Annotated in this window: 17 protein-coding genes, 1 tRNA gene and 1 pseudogene; 13 read left to right on the top strand and 6 right to left on the bottom strand. The window is 44.3% G+C overall.

The window, feature by feature from the left end; translation table 11 throughout:
* Nucleotides 1-100, top strand: a 100-nt coding sequence (locus tag MOX91_RS04875; RefSeq protein WP_370396961.1) for a transposase, incomplete at its 5' end; no start/stop codon positions are given.
* A gap of 114 nt (nucleotides 101-214) precedes the next feature.
* On the opposite strand, the gene MOX91_RS04870 is transcribed toward MOX91_RS04875, so the two are convergent.
* Nucleotides 215-302 (bottom strand) — tRNA-Ser (locus MOX91_RS04870).
* A gap of 240 nt (nucleotides 303-542) precedes the next feature.
* Between MOX91_RS04870 and MOX91_RS04865 the strand changes: the two genes are divergently transcribed.
* From MOX91_RS04865 to MOX91_RS04840, 6 genes and pseudogenes are all read left to right on the top strand, one after another.
* The gene (locus MOX91_RS04865) at nucleotides 543-1628 is read left to right on the top strand and encodes a hypothetical protein (protein WP_370396960.1); all 1086 of its coding nucleotides are present in this window, start codon (nucleotides 543-545) and stop codon (nucleotides 1626-1628) included.
* Between the two features lie 256 nt (nucleotides 1629-1884).
* Nucleotides 1885-2850, top strand: coding sequence for a hypothetical protein (locus MOX91_RS04860; protein WP_370396959.1), 966 nt, complete (start codon nucleotides 1885-1887; stop codon nucleotides 2848-2850).
* Nucleotides 2851-2964: 114 nt separating this feature from the next.
* The gene (locus tag MOX91_RS04855) at nucleotides 2965-3162 is read left to right on the top strand and encodes an ETRAMP family protein (RefSeq protein WP_370396958.1); all 198 of its coding nucleotides are present in this window, start codon (nucleotides 2965-2967) and stop codon (nucleotides 3160-3162) included.
* Nucleotides 3163-3302: 140 nt separating this feature from the next.
* The gene (locus MOX91_RS04850) at nucleotides 3303-6680 is read left to right on the top strand and encodes a glycosyl hydrolase 2 galactose-binding domain-containing protein (RefSeq protein ID WP_370396957.1); all 3378 of its coding nucleotides are present in this window, start codon (nucleotides 3303-3305) and stop codon (nucleotides 6678-6680) included.
* 203 nt (nucleotides 6681-6883) lie between these two features.
* A pseudogene (locus MOX91_RS04845) lies at nucleotides 6884-7606 on the top strand (class I SAM-dependent methyltransferase).
* A 166-nt stretch (nucleotides 7607-7772) separates the two neighbouring features.
* Nucleotides 7773-8891, top strand: a complete 1119-nt coding sequence (locus MOX91_RS04840) for an acyltransferase family protein (RefSeq protein WP_370396956.1) — start codon at nucleotides 7773-7775, stop codon at nucleotides 8889-8891.
* 86 nt (nucleotides 8892-8977) lie between these two features.
* On the opposite strand, the gene ispH is transcribed toward MOX91_RS04840, so the two are convergent.
* Both ispH and cysS read right to left on the bottom strand, forming a co-directional pair.
* On the bottom strand, nucleotides 8978-9850 hold the full coding sequence (ispH, locus tag MOX91_RS04835; protein WP_370396955.1) for a 4-hydroxy-3-methylbut-2-enyl diphosphate reductase: 873 nt from the start codon (nucleotides 9848-9850) through the stop codon (nucleotides 8978-8980).
* A gap of 2 nt (nucleotides 9851-9852) precedes the next feature.
* Nucleotides 9853-11280, bottom strand: coding sequence for a cysteine--tRNA ligase (gene cysS / locus MOX91_RS04830; RefSeq protein WP_370396954.1), 1428 nt, complete (start codon nucleotides 11278-11280; stop codon nucleotides 9853-9855).
* 142 nt (nucleotides 11281-11422) lie between these two features.
* Here cysS and hemB point away from each other — a divergent pair, with 142 nt between their 5' ends.
* The gene (hemB, locus tag MOX91_RS04825; protein ID WP_370396953.1) at nucleotides 11423-12439 is read left to right on the top strand and encodes a porphobilinogen synthase; all 1017 of its coding nucleotides are present in this window, start codon (nucleotides 11423-11425) and stop codon (nucleotides 12437-12439) included.
* A 1-nt stretch (nucleotide 12440) separates the two neighbouring features.
* The gene (locus MOX91_RS04820; protein WP_370396952.1) at nucleotides 12441-13436 is read left to right on the top strand and encodes a bile acid:sodium symporter family protein; all 996 of its coding nucleotides are present in this window, start codon (nucleotides 12441-12443) and stop codon (nucleotides 13434-13436) included.
* Nucleotides 13437-13469: 33 nt separating this feature from the next.
* Here the strand turns inward: MOX91_RS04820 and MOX91_RS04815 are convergent, their stop codons facing one another.
* Together MOX91_RS04815 and MOX91_RS04810 are read right to left on the bottom strand one after the other, a co-directional pair.
* Complete coding sequence (locus MOX91_RS04815) at nucleotides 13470-14201, bottom strand: GDSL-type esterase/lipase family protein (RefSeq protein WP_370396951.1); 732 nt, start codon at nucleotides 14199-14201, stop codon at nucleotides 13470-13472.
* A 1-nt stretch (nucleotide 14202) separates the two neighbouring features.
* A complete protein-coding gene (locus tag MOX91_RS04810) occupies nucleotides 14203-14439 on the bottom strand; it encodes a phosphopantetheine-binding protein (RefSeq protein WP_370396950.1) in 237 nt (78 codons plus the stop codon).
* A 98-nt stretch (nucleotides 14440-14537) separates the two neighbouring features.
* Here MOX91_RS04810 and MOX91_RS04805 point away from each other — a divergent pair, with 98 nt between their 5' ends.
* The 4 genes from MOX91_RS04805 to nrdG all read left to right on the top strand — a co-directional run bounded on the left by MOX91_RS04805 (nucleotide 14538) and on the right by nrdG (nucleotide 20251).
* Nucleotides 14538-15614, top strand: coding sequence for a 3-oxoacyl-ACP synthase III family protein (locus MOX91_RS04805; RefSeq protein ID WP_370396949.1), 1077 nt, complete (start codon nucleotides 14538-14540; stop codon nucleotides 15612-15614).
* A gap of 13 nt (nucleotides 15615-15627) precedes the next feature.
* Complete coding sequence (locus tag MOX91_RS04800) at nucleotides 15628-17112, top strand: carbon starvation CstA family protein (protein WP_370396948.1); 1485 nt, start codon at nucleotides 15628-15630, stop codon at nucleotides 17110-17112.
* A gap of 242 nt (nucleotides 17113-17354) precedes the next feature.
* Nucleotides 17355-19742: an anaerobic ribonucleoside triphosphate reductase gene (locus MOX91_RS04795; RefSeq protein ID WP_370396947.1), complete on the top strand. Its 2388-nt coding sequence runs from the start codon at nucleotides 17355-17357 to the stop codon at nucleotides 19740-19742.
* Between the two features lie 8 nt (nucleotides 19743-19750).
* Entirely contained in the window at nucleotides 19751-20251 is a 501-nt protein-coding gene (gene nrdG / locus MOX91_RS04790) for an anaerobic ribonucleoside-triphosphate reductase activating protein (protein WP_370396962.1), read from the top strand.
* Here the strand turns inward: nrdG and MOX91_RS04785 are convergent.
* Nucleotides 20248-20874 (bottom strand): 3'-5' exonuclease, encoded by a 627-nt coding sequence (locus MOX91_RS04785; RefSeq protein WP_370396946.1) that lies wholly within the window; start codon nucleotides 20872-20874, stop codon nucleotides 20248-20250. The two genes, nrdG and MOX91_RS04785, sit on opposite strands and share 4 nt — an antisense overlap.
* Between the last annotated feature and the right edge of the window lie 10 nt (nucleotides 20875-20884).

Genomic DNA, 20884 nt, shown 5'->3' with positions numbered 1-20884 from the left:
CCATAGAAAAATGAAACTGATACAACGAATGGCTTATGGTTATCGAAACTTCCAAAATTACAGATTGAGGGTCTTGGTTCTATGCGGCGTCTTTCACTAAAATCCACTCTCTTTGGTGTTGACCCAATTTATTCAATAGAACTTCATTCTCTTTGCAAAATTTATACAAAAAAACTGCGAGCTCTCTGAGCTCGCAGTTTAAAACGCTTTTAAACGGAGAGGGGGGGATTCGAACCCCCGGTACGCTTTTGACGCACACTCGATTTCCAATCGAGCACATTCGACCACTCTGTCACCTCTCCTGTTTATTTCAGAACTGATTTGTCTGAATAAATTAAAGTTTTTCAATTTACTTTTTTATTAGGTTTCGTCAACAAAATTTTCTTTATTTTTTTCTTTCAAGAAATTTGTTGAAATTGTTTAAAAAATCTTTTTTAGTTTTCGATATGAGGAAGTTATTTTTTTTATTCTATTCTTTTTTTATTCTCTCTTCTATAGTTTTTGCCAAAGTTGGCGAGGATCGCACTGAAATCGAAAGGCGTATGAATTCGCGTTTAAACGGCGCTTATCAATATCCGTTTGAAGATTCTTTGCGCGAGGCGATGGAGCTTCCTTACAGCCACATATTGATGATGCAGCCCGAGGGAAACCGCAATTCGTTTTATTTCAAGCGCCCCAATTCTTCGCGTTCTGAAATGGGCGACACTTATTCTCAGGACGACTTGCAGGGATGGGAAATCCATTATGCCTATCAGGACGACTTGTCGGTGATGGAATTTTACCGCAGGCAGGGTCAGCCCATGACTTTCGAGGAGCTTGAAGCTTTGATGGAGGCTGTCATTTCCAAGCGCGAGGGCGTTTATTGGACGAGGGTAAACTTTGTCCCCGAATACAGGAAGTGGAGCGTGAATTTTGACGAAAACGGCGTTCCGCACGGCGTTTTCTATGATTCCGAAGGGAAGCCTTTAAAATCCGGCGAAAAAGTTTCGCTTTCCGAAATTTTGCCAAAGAACAACGACAGGTTTATTTTTGTTGAGCCTCGCCCTGAAGTTTTGAAAGACAGGGATTTCTTGCAGACGGTCCAGGGACTTATTTACAAGGATATTGAATTTACTGCTTCCGACGCCAACACAAAGAGGGTCGCTGATGACAAAAAGCGCAGGGACGATCGCACGAAGCGCGGTGGCAATTCAAACAAGCGCGGTTCGACCGAGACAATAAAAAAATCCAACGCCACCGACAATTTGAGAAAGATGGTTTTCGATTTTAAAAATGGCAATATCTACAGGACTGTCGAGCCCAATATGTTTGATTTTAAGTTGGAAAATCCCAAGGGCTTTTCAATTCATCGCGTGGGGGTTGAAGACGTCTATTACGGCGGACGCGCTCCCGAAAACAGAACTCCGAATTTTCAGATGACATGTGGCATTCCTTTGCAGCCGAATACTTGCGTCGGCTATAATTACGAGCTTTCTGACGGCTCTGTGCGTGCGGCTGTTTATAAAGATGCGGTGCTATTTATCGATGCTTCTTACGACAAGAAAATGCGCGCTTATATGGAAAAGCTTTACGATAAGCAGTCGGAAAAGCGCAGGGAAGAGGCTTTGAAGTCGATAGACAAGTTTTAGGGCTTCGCCTTTTATTGTTTTTTTGCGGGAATTTTTTTTAGAAAATTTGTTTTGTGTTTCATATAAGTCTTGACAACTTTGAAAAAAAACGAAAAATTCTTGTACTTATAAGGCGTTTCTATTGTAGATATGGTTTTTATGCCTGTCTTCGGGAAGTCTGTCTTTTTATAATGCCAATGCAATTCGGGAGGCTTTTAATTAAAGGGTTTTGAATTGCCAAGGCAAAAATTGAAAGCTATTTATTTAACAAAAAAATATGAAAAAATTATCGTTAGTACTCCGTCTCGCAGCTATTCTCGGCGCAATCGCATGCGTCTGGATGTGGTTTAATGTAAAAGGTCAAATAAAGCAGGCAAATGCCGACATGCAGGGTGTCCAAGGCGACACTCTTCTTGCGAAATCCGCCCAAGTTCCCGGCATCCTTGCCGAGAAAAGCAAGCTTGACAAGGATTTGAAGGCGACAAAAGCTTCTCTCGACACACAAACGCAGAAAGCCAAGTCTTTGGCGGGAGAACTTGAAAGCGAACGCAATCAAAATGTTCGCTTGAACAACGAAAAAGTAAAGCTTTCAAACGATTTGCGCAAAACAAAAATTTCTTTGGAAGATTCTCAAAAGAGCGTAAGCCAGAAAGAAGCCTTTATAGAACAGCTCAAGAAGGAGTTGGTTGCGGCGAAGAATGTTCAGGTTGACAATACTCAAATAGATTCTTTGAAGCAGGAAAACACTGTTTTGAAAAACCAGCTAAACCAGGTTAAGAAAGATTTGGAAGTTGCTTCCGAAAAGGCTAAGATTCTTGATTTGGCAGAAGTCGTTACTTACGAAGACATTGATTTGGAAGCGGGCAAGAAAAAGATAACAAAGAAGTACATTGTTCCTTATGTCGGCGAAGGTCAGACGGCAGTTGTTACGAATGTTTCCCAGTCCGACAACATTCTCACAATCAACAAGGGCAAAAAGGACCAGTTGGCTGACGGGCAGAAAATCAATTTGGCAAACAAGGGTGTTTTGATTGCAAACGCTAAGGTTTTGAAAGCCGGCGAAGAATTTGCGATTCTTGAATTCAGCCCGAGAAAAGGCTTGCCCGAAACAATCGAAGCGCAAGACGTGTTGGAGCTTGTAAAGGTTGTTAACATTGAAGAAAAGAAGGCTGAAGAAGCCGCTCCGAAAGCAGAAGCTCCAAAGGCAGAACCTGCGGAAGCAGAAGAAGCCGAAGAAGAATAATTCGTTTTTGATTTCAAAAAAGCGCGTTAAAAAACGCGCTTTTTTTGTGTCTTTTAAATCTTGCCCGAATGTTAAAATAAGTATTTATTCTTTGAATATAAAATTATTACGACTATGAACTTTAAAAAAATATTTTATTTGTTTTTTGCATTGGCTTTAACTTCGCTTCTTTGCGCCTGCAACAATGTTGAGACTCAGCGTCAAAAACCGAGCAGGGACAGGGGAACCAAGTCGCAAACTTCTTTTGGAAGACCCGCAAGCTGGGAAGGCGGAATTCCGGGAATGACCACGAATGCTCCGCGCCAATATTGACTTTGTTTTATATATAAAACATAATTTGCTTTCGGACCTGTTTTGCAGATTAATTTTTGCAATTTGGAGGATTTTTATGTTTGATTTTTTTATATGATAACTTAAAAATATATTTTTTTAAAATCAACTGTATAACTTAAATGATGGAAATCAAAAAATTAAAAGGGAAAATGGGAGTGCTTGCGGGCTTGTTTGCGTTGTTTGCGGCTCCGCTGTCTGCTCAAAATCTAAACCAAATTGAATTGTCGTCGGGCTGGCAGATGCAGGACGCAACAATTATCGAAAAACAAGCAAAGATTGAAGGCTGGTATCGGCAGGGGTCGGGCAAGTTGCCCGAAGAAGGTCGTTCAGTCTCAAAGGGGGACTTCAAGACCGACAACTGGTACAAGGCAACGGTGCCCGGAACCGTGCTTACGACTTTGGTGAACAATAAGGTTTATCCCGAACCTCTCTATGACGAAAACAACCGCCCTGAAAAAATACCCGAAGACTTGTGCAAAAAAGACTGGTGGTATCGCACAACCGTAAAAATACCCGAAGACTTCAAGGACAAGAGAATTTGGCTTAAATTTAACGGCATAAATTACAGCGCGGGAGTTTGGGTTAACGGCAAGTATGTCGGTCCCGTGCAGGGCGCGTTCATTCGCGGGATTTTCGACATTACGAGAAACTACGACGTGCATCCGGGCAAGGAAACCACAATAGCGGTGAGGATTTCCCCGCAGCCGACGACAGGCGTGCCTTCCGAACACATTATGGGCACTACGGGCGGTCCTTGTGGCGGCGTCGGCAGGCTTGACGGCGCAACTTTCGGCTGCTCTGTCGGTTGGGACTGGCAGTCGGGCATTCGCGACAGAAACAGCGGCATTTGGCACAAGGTTTTTCTTTCCGCAACAGGTCCTGCCATCATAAAAGACCCGTACATAACAACGACTTTGCCCAATTTGCCAAAGCGTGATTTGGCGCATGTCAGCATAGACGTTCCCGTGCAAAACGTTACGGATTATCCCGTAAAAGGCGTGATAAAAGGCGTGATAAAAGGCTCTTTCGGCGATGTCAAATTCAAGAAGGAAATAGAAGTTAAGCCTTATTTTACCGAAACTGTAAAATTTACGCCCGCGGATTTCCCTCAGCTTGAAATTAAAGGTCCGAAACTGAAACTTTGGTGGCCTAACGGTTTGGGCGAGCCAAATTTGTGCGAATTGAAGCTTTCGTTTGAAGTCAATAATGATGTTTCGGATGAAAGGAAGCTTAATTTCGGCATTCGCGAATTTAAGTACTTTGAAGACGGCGCTCCGAGCGTGGAAAAGGGAACGCCCAACTTCAAGCTATCCGTAAACGGCGTCAGAGTATTCATGAAGGGCGGCAACTGGGGCATTGAAGAAGCCTTGAAGCGCATAGACTACGACCGTTTGGAAAAGCAGGTGAAGCTCCACCGCGACCTCAACTTCAATATGATTAGAAACTGGGGCGGACAGAGCCAAAGCGACGAAATTTTCGAGCTTTGCGACAAGTATGGAATGCTTTTCTGGTCGGAATTTTGGCAGTTCAACGACGCAAATCCCGTCTGGACGGGCAACTACATGGCGAATGTCACCGACACTATTTTGCGCTACCGCAACCATCCATCTCTTGTAATTTGGTGCGCGAGAAACGAGGCAACCCCTCCGAAATATTTGGACGACATCGTGCGCTATGAGCTCATAAAACTCGACCCGAACCGCCATTACCAGCCAAATTCGGGCGGATTGTTCGGCTATAACTCGGGCGGACCTTACGACTGGGTTCCACCGCTGGTTTACTCGCGCTATTTTGAAGCTCCCAATTACAACAAGCGCGAAACTTTCAAGACGGAAATCGGAAGTTTCTCCGTTCCCACAATCGAATCCATTCAGGGAATGTTCCCGAAGTCGGAATGGGACGGCATTACCGATTCTTGGGCTGAACACAATTTCTGCGCCGGCGGCGGCAGGAAGTATCCGGAGTTTATGGAAAAACGCTACGGCGCGCCAAAGAACCTTGCGGACTTTGTGCAAAAAGCTCAGCTTATGAATTATGAGACCCACAAGGCGATGTATGAAGGAAGACTTGCAAGAATGTTTGAGCCCGCAGAAGGCGTCCTGTATTGGATGAGCATTCCTTCCCAGCCGAGTTTTATATGGCAGCTTATCCAGTACGACCTAGAAACAAACGCTTCTTTCTTTGGCGTCAAAAAGGCTTGCGAACATCAGCACATCCAGTTTACTGAAACCGACGGAGGTCAAATTCAAGTCATAAACCACTTGCAAGACGACCTAAACGGCGCAAAGGGCAGTGTCGCTTTCTACAATTTCAACGGCACGCTTGCCGGCAAAAAGGATTTTACGGTCAACGCTAAAGCGCAATCAAGGACAATCGTTGGTAAGGTCGAATGGCCCGGAGAATTGTCGGATATTCACTTCTTGAAGCTTGAACTTAGAAAGAACAAGGTACTCATTTCTGACAATTTCTACTGGCGCAACAGCAAGGAAAATCCAGAAGATGCAAGCAAATTGCGCGATTATCCATTGCTTGAAAGATGCTCGTTCAAAGAACTTGCAAACTTGCCAAAGGTAACAATAAAGGTGGACGCAAAGCTTAGCTCTTCCAAGAACGAACAGATTATCGATTTGAAGTTAAACAATCCCTCTAAAAATGTAGCTTTGATGATTCACTTGCAAGTTCAGGGCAAGAAATCAAAGAAGAGAATTTTGCCCGTGTCTTATTCAGATAACTACATTTCTCTTGTCCCCGGCGAGAGGGATAAAGAAGTTTCAATAAGATTTGCAAAAGACTCGATGAAAAAGGGCGATTCGCCCGTTGTCATGATTGACGGTTGGAATGTAGAAGTTAAAGATTCCGACATCGTAAGGAACAACAAAAATGCCACTGTCTCGAATTGGGAAGACAAGGGCTTCGACTTCAAGGCGCGCCCGCTGGAAGTCCGCAAGGTTGCAAGAGTCAACTGCGGCGGCTACAACCGCGGAGAAAACGGCAGGATTTTTGAAAAGGATCCCGGCTTTTTGAAGGGTTCGGTGGGCTTCCAGACGCAAGACGTGATTCTTTTGGGCACAAAGCTTTACAAGGTCGCGCCTGACGGAACTTGGGAAGACCCGAAACAGTGCGTTGACGGCTCAAAGGCGGTAGGTCCCAATGACATGTATAGGACAGTGCGTTGGGGCAACAGCGAATACACGTCCCTCTTGGCCGGCAAGAAGCAAAAGTACACCGTAGTTTTGCACTTCGCCGAAGCAAGCCGCGACAAGGTTGCAGGCAAGGCGGCTTTCGATGTCAAGGCAAACGGCAAGGTCATTTTGAAAGACTTTGACGTGGCTCGCGCCGCAGGCGGCGTGAACAAGGCGGTTGTTGTTGAAATTAAAAATGTGGAGTCGGACGAAAACGGCTACATAAAGCTTGAGTTTACGGGCGGCGCAAAGCGCAAGGACGGCGAAAGCCGCGACCCGCGAATTAACGGCTATGAAATAATACCGCAGAAATAATCTTTAAAACGGCGGATTTACGGCGAAGAATTTAATTCTTCGCCGTTTTTTTTGCTTTTATATATTTTGTGCATTTTTACATGTGTTTATGATTTTTTTATATATCTATTTTGTAAATAAATCCCAATGTTAAAAAATTTAAGATTTTAAATTTCCGGAGAATAAAATTGATATTTGGAAAATATTTTCCTTATCATAAAAAAATGGATGATTATTATGCCAAAAAATCAACGATAGATGAAATTCGTGCCCGTTTTGATGCCGATGTTGAACGTTTTTCAAATTTAGCAACAGGGCAAATTTCTACGGTGGATGCGCCTTTGGCAATGGAGCTTATTTCTTGCGCTGCCGCTGTTTCCACAAATCCTATTTCAAATATATTGGATATTGGATGCGGAGCGGGAAACAATACAATTAAATTGCTTGAATACGCTCCTAATGTAAATTGCGATTTATTGGATCTGAGTGAAAATATGCTTGTCAGGGCAAAACAAAGGGTAGGAGCTTTGGCAAGGGGAAATGTGCGCATTTTTTTGCGGGGATTTTCGAAGCGTAAAACTTGAAGAAAATTTTTATGATGTTGTTTTGGCTTGCGCCGTATTGCACCATTTAAGAGACGATGAAGATTGGGAATTTGCTTTTAAAAAAATATTTTCAATTTTAAAAAAAGGAGGAAGCCTTTGGATTACAGATCTTGTGGATCATTCAATTCCGGGCGTTCAAAATATGATGCGGGGCAGATATGGAGAATACCTGTCAAAAATCGGAGGAGATGATTATCGGGACAAGGTATTTAAATATATAGATCATGAAGACACTCCGCGCTCGCTTTCTTACCAGATTGAGCTTATGAAAAAATAGGATTTTCTAAAACGGAAATATTGCATAAAAATTCATGCTTCGCGGCTTACGAGGCAATAAAATAATTGTACATATGAGTATTTTCTGCTAATTTTTACATATTTAATTTGGTGTAAAAATATTCGTTTTTTTTACATGAAAAAAATCGAAAAAAAATGCCGTTTTTTTATCTGAATAAAATCAATGTAAATATCGGGAATAAAAGGATTTAAACCAATTACGATGCAAAATATGAATATTTCAAAAAAAACGAACGTTTTTTTACAAGAGGTGTCAAAATTCTTTGATGCTGAAAAGTCATACGGTTATTTAAAACCCTATGCTTGCGGTGGAAATGAGAGTAAAAAATTTCATGTTGACATTTTAAACAGTATAAAGGCTGTTGCGATTATTTTTGTGGTATTCTATCACTTGGCTGTTTATTTCGATGCAGACAGATATACCTTCAATGAAGTTTTTATTTCTATTAGAAAGATTATAGGCGCGTTGGGAGTGCCGTCTTTTTTCTTTATTTCGGGATTTTTGTTTTTCAATTCTACAAAAGCCGAAACTTTTAAATTTTCATTTGCGGGAAAGATAAAAAAACGCTTAAAAACTCTTTTAATTCCATACCTTTTTTGGAACTTGTTTGGGATTTCGCTGGGAATTTTCTATGTAAAATCGGGATTGGCGACGGAAAAATCATATTTTTGGGATTTTAATCTATTTGAATTTATTTGGAATTCCAAAGGCGATCTTCCTCTTTGGTACATAAAATATCTTTTTGTAATGAACCTGTTTTCTCCTATTTTTTACATGCTGTTTTCAAAGCATGTGAATTTTTGGATTAAAAGATTTTTACTTTGCACGATTTTATTTGCATTCCTTTTGCTTTACCATGTTTATTATGCTTATACGCTTGCGCTTTGGTTTGTGATTGGAGCATTTTTTGCCATTGAAAAGATTGATTTCATAAATCTTGCGGCAAAATATTTTTATACGTTTCTTTTTATGTATGCCGTTTCATCCGCAGTTTATCTTTATTTGCATTTTTTTAAAAATATAGATTTTAGCTACAATTCATATGTTCTTATTTTCGGAGTACCATTTTTTTTCGGACTTATGGCTCGCTTTAAAATAAAGATTAGCGATACTCTTGTTAGAAATTCTTTCTTTATTTATTGTTCACATACTTTTATTTCAAAGATATGTGAGAGATTTGTTTTGGTTTTCCATAATATTGATACATTTTCATATGCCATCCTTTCTGTTTTTCTGCTTATCTTTCAAATTGCCGCCTGCATTTTTGCGGCGGAGCTTTTGCGCAAAATGTGTCCGCGATTTTTCAGATTTATAAACGGTGGAAGATAGCTTTTGGGGTATCTTTTAATTTGAGCAAGCGCAAAAAAAGCGGAAACCGAAAGGTTTCCGCATGCCTTCGCAAAATTTATTTTAATTTAAATTTTATTTAGCGCGTTGCAGACTTCGTCGATTAAAAATTCGGGAGTTGACGCGCCAGCCGTCACTCCGACAACGTCGAATTTTTTGATTTCGTTCAAATTAAGCTCTGCAAGCGTTTCAATGTGAAAGCATGGAAGCCCTGTGCGCTTTGCCATAATGGCGAGCTTTACCGTATTTGCGGAGTGCCTGCCGCCAATTACGATTATTGCTTGCGCTCCCTGCTTTGCGAGAACGGTTACATCTTTTTGGCGTTCCTTTGTTGCTCCGCAAATGGTGTCGATAACTTCCAAGTTCGGAAATCTCTTTTTTAAGTAATCCGCTATTGCCTGATAGTCGTCAGGGAACATCGTGGATTGCGAAACAAGGCAGATGTCCCCTTCAATCTTCGGCAGGGCGTCGATGTCTTCATTGTTTTTTACGACATATCCCTTGCCGCTCGCGTACCCTAAAAGCCCTATGACTTCGGGGTGCTTTGGGTCTCCCATAATGATTATTGTATATCCCTTTTGGGCGTGGATTTTTATCGCCCCCGCGATGCGCCCCACGTCGGGGCATGTGGCGTCTTTAAAGGTAAGCCCCAGATTTTTCAGATATTCCCTGCGTTCGGGGGAAACGCCGTGGGCGCGGACGACAAGCACGTCGTCAGCCTTTTTTGAGGAAAGCTCGCTTTTAAGCTCGTTTGAGCTTTGGTAATCGCCGATTTCCAGAATGCCTTCTTCTTCAAGTCTTTCCATCATTTGGCGGTTGTGTATCAAAGGCCCGTCGGTATAGACTTTGTTTCTTCCGCAGTCCGTGCACTTGCGCGCTATGCCGATGGCTCTTTCAACGCCGAAACAAAATCCCGCGCTTTTTGCCCTTATGATTTTCATTTTTATGCCTTTTTTATGTCGAAACCGTCTTTTTTGTCCAAAATTACCCAGCCTTCCGCAAGCGCCTTGCCGCGCAGTTCGTCGGCAAGCGCGTAGTTCTTGGCTTTTTTTGCTTCCCAGCGGGCGTTTGCAATTTCCAAGATTTCCTTGGGCGCATCGATTTTTTCTTCGGGTTTTTCCTCGAAAATTTTTAGCCCCAATGCGTACAAAATTGCGCCGAGCGCGTCTATGTCGGCTTCGATTAGCGGAGTTTCCTTGGCTTTTGCGAATGCCGTAAATATTTCGCCGAGGCAGCGCGGAACGTTAATGTCGTCGCACAAAGTTTCCCACGCCTGCGAGAATGCAGTGCCTTCCGGTTTTGCGCCCGCCTTTATTTTCTTTAAGAAAGCGTCTTTTGTTATTGAAAGTTTTTCAAGCGAAGTTGAAAGCGATTTTTCGAGCTTTGAAATCGCGCTTTTTGCGTCGTCCAAGCCTTTGAAAGTGAAATTCAACTGCTGGCGGTAATGCCCTGATATTAGGGCAAGGCGGATTTGCGCGGGCGTGTAGCCTTTTTGCAAAAGGTCGTCGAGCCTGAACAAATTGCCGAGACTTTTTGACATCTTTTCGCCTTCAACCATGAGGTGCGCGCTGTGGAACCACTTGCGGACGCTTGGGGAAACTCCCGTTGCGCATTCGCTTTGCGCGATTTCGTTTTCGTGGTGCGGAAAGCACAAGTCAATTCCGCCGCCGTGCAGGTCGAAAGTGTCCCCCAGATATTTGCGCGACATTGCGGAGCATTCTATGTGCCAGCCCGGGCGACCTTCGCCCCATGGCGATTTCCAGTAATTTTCGCCGTCTTCGGGTTTTCTGCCTTTCCACAGGGCGAAATCCGAAACATTGTCGCGTTCGTATTCGTCGGCATTGTTGGCGTCTCCCGCGGAATTTGTGGACTGGGTTGCAAGCGAAGACTTGTCGAGCCTTGAAAGCTTGCCGTAGTTTTCGTCGGTGGATATTTTAAAATAGACCGAGCCGTCTGAAACAGGGTAGGCATGCCCTTTATTTACGAGGGTTTCAACCATGTCGAGCTGCTCTTTGATATGTTCTGTTGCACGCGGTTCAACGGTGGGGGGGAGGAGGTTTAGCTTTTTGCAGTCCTCATGAAATTTGTCTTCCCACTTTTTTGTAAAGTCTTTTAAGGACATGCCGAGCTTTTGGCTTTCGCGGATAGTTTTGTCGTCAACGTCTGTAATGTTGCGGACATGTTTTACCTTTATCCCTGCGACTTCCAGCGTTCTGCGCAAGACGTCCTGTATTATAAAAGTGCGGAAATTGCCTATGTGCGCGGGTCCGTAAACTGTCGGGCCGCAGCAGTACATTCCGAAAATTTTTCCATCGGCCGGCTTTAATTCTTCTTTTTGGCGTGATAATGTGTTGAATGCGCTTGGAACCATTTATTACCTTTCAAAAAATTATTTAAAAAATGATGTTCAATTTGCCGAAAAGGGCAAGTTTGAAATCCTTTTTTATTTGATTAAAATCGGCAATGGAACTTTTATTGTTGATAAAAAAATTTTTAGGAGTAACAAAAAAATCATGAATGAAAATTTCAAACTCAACCTGCCGCATCGCCCGAGACGTTTGCGCAGAAATCCCGCAAGGCTTGCGATGTGCGCCGAAACTTCGCTTTCGCCGTCCGATTTAATCCAGCCGTTATTTGTTGTGGAAGGCAGAAACAAGTGCGAAAAAATCGACTCAATGCCGGGCATTTCAAGGCTTTCGATAGACCGCCTGCTAAAAAAGTGCGAAACGCTTCTTGCTCTTGGCGTTCCCGCAGTGGCACTTTTCCCTCAGATAAATCCGCGCCTTAAAAACAACGATGCCGACGAGGCGGTAAATCCCGACAGCGTTCAAAACAAGGCAATCCGCGCCGTAAAAAAACGCTTTCCTGAGCTTCAAGTCGTGGCGGACATCGCCTTGGACCCTTACACGAGCCACGGGCATGACGGCATCTTGAACAAAGATGGCGACTGGATTTTAAACGATGAAACCGTTGAAGTTTTGGTCGCGATGAGCGCGGTTGCGGCGCAGTCCGGCGCGGACTTCATCGCCCCGAGCGACATGATGGACGGCAGGGTGGGGGCAATCCGCGAGGCGTTGGACGAGCTTGGGTTTGAAAATACCGCCATTATGGCTTACACCGCGAAGTACGCTTCCGCGTTTTACGGGCCTTTCAGGGAGGCTGTCGGCACTCTCAAAAAGGGCAAATCGGGAGTTGACAAGTCGGGCTACCAGTTAAACCCCGCAAACACGCGCGAGGCTTTGCGCGAGGCATCTCTTGACGAAAAAGAGGGCGCGGACATAATCATGGTAAAGCCTGCGGGGCACTATTTGGACATCGTGTCTAAATTGAGGCAGGCGACCTCTTTGCCGATTGCCGCCTATCAGGTGTCGGGTGAATATTCAATGGTTTGCGCCGCCGCTCAAAACGGATGGATTGACTTTGATAAAATTCGCGACGAATCGCTGATTTCAATAAAGCGCGCGGGAGCCGACATGATTTTGACATATTTTGCCGAAAGCTTTGCGCAAAGTTTTAAATCGAAAAAATAATATGTTTCGGCTTTTAAAAAAGTGGGGCGTCGATTGGTTCATAATGTCGATAGCCCTTTGCATTTTTTTAGCATGGCTCTATCCTCCGATAGGAATGGAGCGCGAGCCTTTTTCATTGGGCGACTTGGCTTCTTTCGGCGTTTCAATGATTTTCTTCTTTTACGGGCTTAAATTGAAGCCGCAAGAGTTGAAAGAGGGGCTTAAAAACGTAAGGCTTCACTGCACGATACATTTTATGACATTTATCGCGTTTCCGATAATTGTTCTTCTTGCAATGCAGTTTGTCGATTTTAGTCCGAATAGCAGGTATTATTATCAATGGCTCGGAGTTTTCTTTCTTGCAACTCTGCCGTCAACCGTTTCGTCTTCCGTCGTAATGGTTTCGATAGCGGGGGGGAACATTCCGGCGGCGATTTTTAACGCCAGCATTTCAAGCTTGATAGGCGTGTTTGCAACTCCTCTTTGGATGGGGCTTTTTATAGATTCGCAAAACGGCGGCTATCCGATTGGAGATGTCGTTTTTAAGCTCATATTGCAGGTTTTGGTTCCCATTTCGGCGGGTCTTTTGTTAAACCGCAGGTTCGGGGCTTTTGCCCGGAAGCACGGCAAGGCTTTGCGCTATTTCGACCAAATCACAATTTTAATGATAATATACACCTCGTTTTGCCAGTCGTTTGCGGACAAGATGTTTAGCGGCTATTCGTTTTTGAATTTGGCGGTTCTTTCGGGCGGGGTTATTATGATGTTCTTTGTTTTGTACGCCATTATATTCGGCGTCTCGAAGATGCTGAAATTCAACCGCGAAGACGAAATAACGGCTCTTTTTTGCGGTTCGAAAAAATCTCTGGTTCACGGCTCGGTGATGTCGCACGTCATATTTTCAAGCAGTGCGATAGCGGGGGTTGTGCTTCTTCCTACCATGATTTACCACGCGGCTCAGCTTGTGATTGTGAGCGCGATTGCAAAGTATTTTGCAAACAGCATCGAAAGCAAATAACAAAAAACTCCCCACTAGGGGAGTTTTTTTTAGCTATTTTTTGAATTTCAATTCGTATTGTTTTAACGCCTCGTCCACCGCTTTTTTTGTCAGGGGCTCCATAATTTTGTAGCACTTCAAATTAGGGTGCACGCCATCGCCCGAATAGTCGGCAGGCATTGCACCTTTTTCGTCGGCAAGCGCGGAATGGTAGTCGAGATAGATAATGCCGCGCTTTTTAGCGTAGTCTTTTAACATGGCATTTACTTTTGCTATTTTATTCGGTACGTCCGAAATGCGCTTTCGCCATCTGTATTCTCCCGCAGGTGTAATTGAGCATACCACGGGTATCATGTTGTTTGAAAGAGCGATTTCCGCCATATTCATTATGTTTCCCGCAATGTCGTCAAGCTCCGTATATCCTTCGTTTTCGGCAATATCGTTTGTGCCGCCCATAATGACGACCACTTTCGGGTTCATTTCAAGTACGTCTTTGCGAAATCTTGCAATCATCTGGATTGTCACTTGCCCGCAAAGCGCGCGGCCGAGGTAGTTGTTTTCCTTAAAAAATTCCTTGTGAATCACGTTTGACCACATGTCTATGATGGAATCTCCCATAAACACGGCGTCGGGCGGCGGAGTGTTTTTGTCTTTCAACGCTTTGTTTTCTTTTTCGTAGCGGTTAAAACGCGCCCATTCAGAGTAGGGCTGTTTTATTGTTTCCTCGCCCGCAAAAAGTGCGGTTGCGGTAATTATCGCCATTGCGGCAAGCATTATTTTTTTCATTTTATCCCTTTATTTTTTTGCGTGAATTTACAAGTTCATACAGCTCTGAAATCGTTTTGCACGACAAAATTTCCTCGTTTTTTACGTTCGCGCGGTATTCAAAAGCAATCATGCTCATCACAGAAAGCAGGGCTATGGAATCCCATTCTTCAAGATGAACGAAGTTTGTTTCGGGCGTCAATTCGGCGTCTTCAAAGGCGTCAACGTTTTCTTTTAGGTTTTCTATGAACTTTTCCATATTTGCCATTATTTTCCAAAAAACGCTTTTTGAAGTCAAGACCTTAGGTTTAAATCTTGACTTGAAGCCAGATAACGGGGATATTTTAAATTTTTCTTATGGAATCCGCCTGCAAAATATTTTCAAAAATTACGGCATGCCATTATGTTTTGCCGAAAAATGTCGAGCAAAATTCGGACTTGGCGGCGAGATTCGGAGAAAAGAAAATGCGCTCCGTCGAGAAAATAAGCGGCATTGTCTCTCGCAGAGTCGCCCCCAAAGGCGTATGTGCAAGCGATTTGGGCTTTGCGGCGGCAGGCAGAATGATAGAAAAGCTAAACATAAAAAAAGAGGAAATCGACTGCCTTGTTTTCGCTTCCCAGACGCCCGACTACATATTGCCGTCAACCGCCGCAGTTTTGCACGAAAAACTCGGGCTTTCTTCCTCATGCGGAGCTTTTGATGTTTCAATGGGGTGCCCCGCTTTTGTTTATTCGCTTTCGGTTGCAAACGGAATGATTGCTTCGGGGCAGTGCAAAAAAATACTTTTGATTGTGGCAGACACCATAACAAAGCTGATAAATCCTTTGGATTTCGGGCTTGTGCCTTTGCATGGAGATGGCGCGGCATGCTTTTTAGTGGAAAAATCGGACGGAAAAGACGGCATTGAAGGCGTTGACTTCGGCACAGATTCGAGCCTTTACGAGGCGTTGATTGTAAAAGACGGCGGATTTAGAAATCCGATAAGTGAAAATTCCGCAACTCCCGTTCCCGACAAGTTCGGGGCTGTGCGCACGGCAAAAGATTTGCAGATGGACGGCGCGGCGGTATTCCATTTTTCGCTTTACAAAGTTCCCGAAGAAATCTCGAAGGCGATGCAAAAATTCGGGGTGTCGGTTGCGGATTTAGACAAGGTTTTGTTGCACCAGGCAAACAAAACAATGGTGGCGCAGATATACAAAATGCTTGGCGTTCCGCCTGAAAAGCAGTTTTATTTCATGGAAAAAATCGGCAATTTGAGTGCGGCAAGCAGCGCGGTTTTGCTTGTCGAGGCGTTGCGGCGCAGTACCGTGGCAAAAAACGCCAGAGTTTTGATTTCCGCTTTCGGCGTAGGGCTTTCATGGGGAACAGCCCTTTTGAAAACGGGCGAAACTTTGCCTGAAACACTTTCAGGCGAATCGGATTTTGAATTATAATTTGGAGGAAAATATGTATTTATTCTTTTTGGGATTGCTGTTACTTGTTGCGGGATATTTCACGTACGGGAAACTTGTCGAAAAAATCATTGCGCCCGACGGCAGACCGACTCCGTGCAAAACAAAGCATGACGGCGTTGACTATGTGTCTTTGCCGCACATGAAAAATATGCTGATTCAGCTTTTGAACATTGCGGGCGTAGGGCCGGTAATCGGGGTTATCATCGGCATAAAATTTGGCGAAATCGTGTTTTTGATAATACCGATAGGCAATATAATTGCGGGAGCCACGCACGATTTTTTGGCGGGCATGATGAGCATGCGAAGGGGAGGGGCTAATTTGCCGTCCATAATAAAAGACAATCTGGGGAAAACCTATTACAGTTTTTTTGCCGTTTTTATGATGCTTTTGCTTCTTTTGGTTGTCGCTGTATTCATAAACATACCTGCGGAGCTTATCGACAAGACATTCCCGCAAATTCAGATATTCTGGGCGATAGTTGGTGGCATATTTATTTACTATATATTGGCAACGCTCTTTCCCGTGGACAAAATCATCGGCAAAATTTATCCGATTTTCAGCGCGCTTTTGCTCGTGGGCACGTTTGCGATTTTTGTGGCTCTTGTTTTTTCGCTCTTCGGAAATCCTGAATTATTGTCCGAAAGCGCGGCTTTCAAGGAAAAGATGTGGACTGCCGCAAACGGAAAGCCGATAATTCCGCTTCTCTTTGTAACAATCGCCTGCGGCATAATATCGGGATTTCACGCAACGCAGTCTCCGATAATCGCAAGAACTATGTCAACCGAATTTGAGGCGCGTTCGTCTTTTTACGGAATGATGGTTGTCGAAGGCGTCATAGGCATGATTTGGGCGGCAGGCGGTCTTGCAGTTTACAATTTGTTCCCCGAAACGATGTCGATAAAAGCCACTGATGTTCTAATGAAAATAACGGGGCATTTCCTCGGCAGTTATATGGGCGTCATCACTGTCATGGGAGTTGTGATTTTGGCGATAACTTCGGGCGACACCGCAATGCGCTCTCTGCGTTTAAGTATTGCCGAAATTTTTAAAATCGACCAAAAACCCCTTATGAAGAGATTTCTTACGACGCTTCCCTTGATATTGATTGTCACTGCGCTTTTGGCTTGGTCAAACAAAAGTGCCGACACCTTCAACCAGCTCTGGAATTATTTTGCTTGGGGAAACCAGGTGCTTGCGGCGTCCACTTTGACTGCGGGGGCGGTATGGCTTTTCAGACACGGCAAAAACGGCTTTATCGCGATTTTCCCCGCAATGTTTATGACTTTTATAGTGCTTTCATACATACTCTGGATTTCTCCCGCCCATGGAGGTCCGATAGGGTTTGGCTTGGACTTGAATTTGTCTTACGCGATTGCAGGAGTCATATCTTTATGCTTTTTAGGCTTTGCATTTTACAAGTCCAAGAAAATGGCGGGGGTTACTGACGAATTGTTAAATTCTTCGGATATTTCGTAAAATTTTTGTAAATGTTTGATTGGCGCGGAGTAAAAACTTCGCGCTTTTTTTGTTTTTTTTGAGGGATTTTGCGCTATATTGTAAGTTTATGTATATTAGAGATTTAAAAATAATATAAAACTTATTTGACACACCTCTTTTATTTTTGGTAAAAACAACTCGAATAATCCCTTACATTATCTCCTACTAATTTGACGGATTAGCGTTCATATCTCGAAAAAATACTAAAAAAAGAAAATAAAATGGATACAAAAGATATTTCTATAATAAAAAGGGACGGTAAAACGGAAGAATTTTCGCCTGAAAAAATCAAGAAGGCAATAACCAAGGCCTTTATGGCGGGTGGACTGTTAAACGAGGAGAGGCTTATAGACGGCATCACAAAGCGTGTCGTAAAATCCATCGAGAAAAAGCTTATTTCAGTTGAAGAAATCCAAGATATCGTAGAGCGCGAGCTGATGGGCTCAAACCCGTACATCGCGAAAAAATACATTATTTACCGCGAATGGAGAACTGTGGAGCGCGACAAGCGCACTTCCATGAAGCGGATAATGGATGGCATTGTAAAAATCGAAAAAAACGACGTGAATTTGAGCAACGCCAACATGTCTTCCCACACACCCGCAGGGCAGATGATGACATTTGCAAGCGAAGTCACGAAAGATTATGCCTGCAAGTATCTTCTTGGCGTAAAATATTCCCGTGCGCACCGCAACGGCGACATCCATATTCACGATTTGGATTACTATCCGACCAAGACAACCACTTGCGTCCAGTATGACTTGGACGACATTTTCGAGCGCGGCTTCCACACCAAAAACGGGAGCATCCGCACTCCGCAGTCAATCCAAAGCTACGCCACTCTCGCAACCATTGTTTTCCAGACAAACCAAAACGAGCAGCATGGCGGGCAGTCAATTCCGGCGTTTGATTTCTTTATGGCTCCGGGAGTTCGCAAGACTTTCGTAAAGCATGTGGCAACCGAAATCGAGTTTGCGGTGCGCTTAAACGGCGGAAAACCCGTCGATGTAAAGAAGCTTAGAAAGGCACTCTCTCCCGTAATAACCTCGATAGAGCTTTGTAAAAAGGCGAAATCCGCCGCAATAAAGGCGGCGCAAAAAGAGGGTGCGTCTCTTTCCGAAAAGGAATTTGAAGCGGTGCTTGCACAGGCGCTTGAAAATACGCGGATTGACACGCACCAGGCGATGGAAGGGCTTATCCACAACTTAAACACGATGCACTCTCGCGGCGGCAATCAGGTTGTGTTCAGCTCCATAAATTACGGCACAGACTCTTCTCCCGAAGGCAGAATGGTAATCAAGGAGCTTTTGCTTGCAACTTCCGAAGGCTTGGGAACGGGCGAAGTGCCTGTATTCCCGATTCAGATTTTCAAAGTGAAAGATGGCGTTTCGTATTCCGATTCCGACTATGAAAAGGCGATAAACGACTTCGAGGGCGCAATGTCGGGCAAAATCAAGTTTGAAGCTCCGAATTTCGACCTGCTTTTGCTTTCCTGCAAAACGACTTCGACTTCGCTTTTCCCAAACTTCCTATTCCTTGACACTCCGTTTAACAAGCACGAAAAATGGGACATAAACGATCCCAAACGCTACCGCTACGAGCTTGCCACGATGGGTTGCCGCACGAGGGTTTTTGAAAATATGCACGGAGAAAAAACTTCGTTTGGCAGGGGCAATTTGTCGTTTACTTCGATAAATATGCCGCGCCTTGCAATCGAATCCATGCGCGAAGCGGAAGAAAATTGCCCGAACGCCGACAAGCACGCCTTGCGCCGAGAAGCAAAATTCCTGTTTATGCGCAAGGTAAGGGATATGTCGGAACTTGTGGCGGAACAGCTTTATGAACGCTACTGCTACCAGCGCACTGCGCGCGCCTGCCAATTCCCGTTCATGATGTCAAACGATGTCTGGAAGGGCGGTATGGCACTTTCCCCGACAGACGAAGTCGGCGATGTCATAAATTCAGGTACTTTGGGCATAGGCTTTATCGGCGGGCACAACGCCATGGTTGCGCTCTTTGGCGAAGGGCATGCCCATAACAAGGAAGCCTGGGATACTCTCTACGAGGCAATCCAAACGATGAACGAAGTTGTTTTAAGCTACAAGCGCAAGTACAACCTCAACTTCTCCGTCTTGGCGACTCCTGCGGAAGGCTTGGCTGGCAGATTTACGCGCATGGATAGAAAAAAGTACGGAATAATCGAAGGTGTAACCGACCGCGAATATTATGTAAACTCTTTCCATGTCGATGTCAGGGAGCCTGTTTCGATAGTCGAAAAGATAAAGCTTGAAGCTCCTTTCCACGCCATAACGGGCGGCGGGCATATTACCTATGTCGAGCTTGACGGCGAAGCCAAGAAGAACGTCAGAAGCATCTTGAAAATTGTCAAGACGATGAAAGACGAAAACATAGGCTACGGCTCTATCAACCACCCCGTTGACACTTGCAAAGACTGCGGTTTCAGGGGCGTCATTTACGATACCTGCCCGTGCTGCAAGAGCGAAAACATATCTAGAATGCGCAGAATAACGGGTTATTTGACTGGCAGCCTCGAAACTTGGAATTCCTCCAAACAGGCGGAAGAGCGAGACAGGGTAAAGCACAAATAGCCGTGAAATTGAGAGTTTTAAACGTGTTTCCCGAAACTGTGTCAGACGGTTTCGGGATTCGCTTTGCGGTGTATTTTTCGGGATGCTCGCACCGTTGCCGCGGCTGCCACAACCCGCAGAGCTGGGATTGTAGCGCGGGAGAGGAGCTTGACGATGCCTTGAAAGAGAGGATTATTTCCGAACTTCAATCAAATCCGATTTTGGACGGCATAACTTTTTCGGGTGGAGACCCAATGTTTAATCCCGAAGAGTTTTTGAAGTTTTTAAAAGAGGTAAAGAGCAGGACAAACTTAAACGTTTGGTGCTACACAGGCTATACCTACGAAGAGTTGGTTTCTGATTCAGAAAGAAAGCTCATTTTAAAATATATAGACGTGCTTGTTGACGGCAGGTTTGTAATGTCCAAAAAAGACCCGCGCCTTTATTTCAGGGGAAGCTCAAACCAGCGCATTTTGTATCTTAAAAACGGCAAAATCGTCCGCGATTCAAAGCCCGAAGCCGAATGTTAAAACAGGGAGCTTTCCCGCGTTTCTATTTTTAAGGCTTCCGCGAGGGCATTTAAGTTCGTAACTTCGCGGATTGCGAGCTTTATTATAAGCGCGCTTGCAAGGGCGTCGTATAGGGCGCAGTGCCATTTTTTGCGCGTTGCGGGGCAGATTTTTTCAGCATAAAAATCAAGTTCGTCTTGCAGTCCAAGCTCCGAAACAACGTCCGAAAGCTTTTCCGATTCAACGCTGAAAATTTGGCGCGAGACAATGCGCGAGTCTATCCACGGCGACCATGAAAGCGTGTCTTTTCCCGTGAAAAAGTTTTTAACCCTGCCTGCCGAGGGTATGTAGTGCCTTAGCAGGCTGTCTTCCGTATGGAAATTGTGCGCCGCGAATATTCCGTTTTGCCTAAGAGATGAAAACATTTCGCAGTGCGCTTCAAAAGGCGGGTTTTGCCCGGCGAGAGAATCGGTTATCCCCGTGATTTTCCGCGTCTTTAAATCTATGGATTTTTTGGGCGCGCAGATTTTTGTATCTGAAAAGAAAATATCGCCATTTAAAATTCCCGCAACGCCGAACTCGACAATGCCGATGGCTTTCGAGCCTTCAAAATCAATCGCATATATCGGAATTTCGTTTTTCATCTTGAAAATT

The organism is Intestinicryptomonas porci (genome assembly GCF_033971905.1).
GTDB classification, from domain to species: Bacteria; Verrucomicrobiota; Verrucomicrobiia; order Opitutales; family Intestinicryptomonadaceae; genus Intestinicryptomonas; species Intestinicryptomonas porci.
This window is presented reverse-complemented; position numbering and strand designations above follow the sequence as displayed.

Bases quoted from the DNA above. Each gene is read 5' to 3' on its own strand.
- MOX91_RS04865 (WP_370396960.1), top strand. From the start codon at position 543: ATGAATTCGCGTTTAAACGGCGCTTATCAATATCCGTTTGAAGATTCT.
- MOX91_RS04860 (WP_370396959.1), top strand. From the start codon at position 1,885: ATGAAAAAATTATCGTTAGTACTCCGTCTCGCAGCTATTCTCGGCGCA.
- MOX91_RS04855 (WP_370396958.1), top strand. From the start codon at position 2,965: ATGAACTTTAAAAAAATATTTTATTTGTTTTTTGCATTGGCTTTAACT.
- MOX91_RS04850 (WP_370396957.1), top strand. From the start codon at position 3,303: ATGATGGAAATCAAAAAATTAAAAGGGAAAATGGGAGTGCTTGCGGGC.
- MOX91_RS04840 (WP_370396956.1), top strand. From the start codon at position 7,773: ATGAATATTTCAAAAAAAACGAACGTTTTTTTACAAGAGGTGTCAAAA.
- ispH (WP_370396955.1), bottom strand. From the start codon at position 9,850: ATGAAAATCATAAGGGCAAAAAGCGCGGGATTTTGTTTCGGCGTTGAA.
- cysS (WP_370396954.1), bottom strand. From the start codon at position 11,280: ATGGTTCCAAGCGCATTCAACACATTATCACGCCAAAAAGAAGAATTA.
- hemB (WP_370396953.1), top strand. From the start codon at position 11,423: ATGAATGAAAATTTCAAACTCAACCTGCCGCATCGCCCGAGACGTTTG.
- MOX91_RS04820 (WP_370396952.1), top strand. From the start codon at position 12,441: ATGTTTCGGCTTTTAAAAAAGTGGGGCGTCGATTGGTTCATAATGTCG.
- MOX91_RS04815 (WP_370396951.1), bottom strand. From the start codon at position 14,201: ATGAAAAAAATAATGCTTGCCGCAATGGCGATAATTACCGCAACCGCA.
- MOX91_RS04810 (WP_370396950.1), bottom strand. From the start codon at position 14,439: ATGGAAAAGTTCATAGAAAACCTAAAAGAAAACGTTGACGCCTTTGAA.
- MOX91_RS04805 (WP_370396949.1), top strand. From the start codon at position 14,538: ATGGAATCCGCCTGCAAAATATTTTCAAAAATTACGGCATGCCATTAT.
- MOX91_RS04800 (WP_370396948.1), top strand. From the start codon at position 15,628: ATGTATTTATTCTTTTTGGGATTGCTGTTACTTGTTGCGGGATATTTC.
- MOX91_RS04795 (WP_370396947.1), top strand. From the start codon at position 17,355: ATGGATACAAAAGATATTTCTATAATAAAAAGGGACGGTAAAACGGAA.
- MOX91_RS04785 (WP_370396946.1), bottom strand. From the start codon at position 20,874: ATGAAAAACGAAATTCCGATATATGCGATTGATTTTGAAGGCTCGAAA.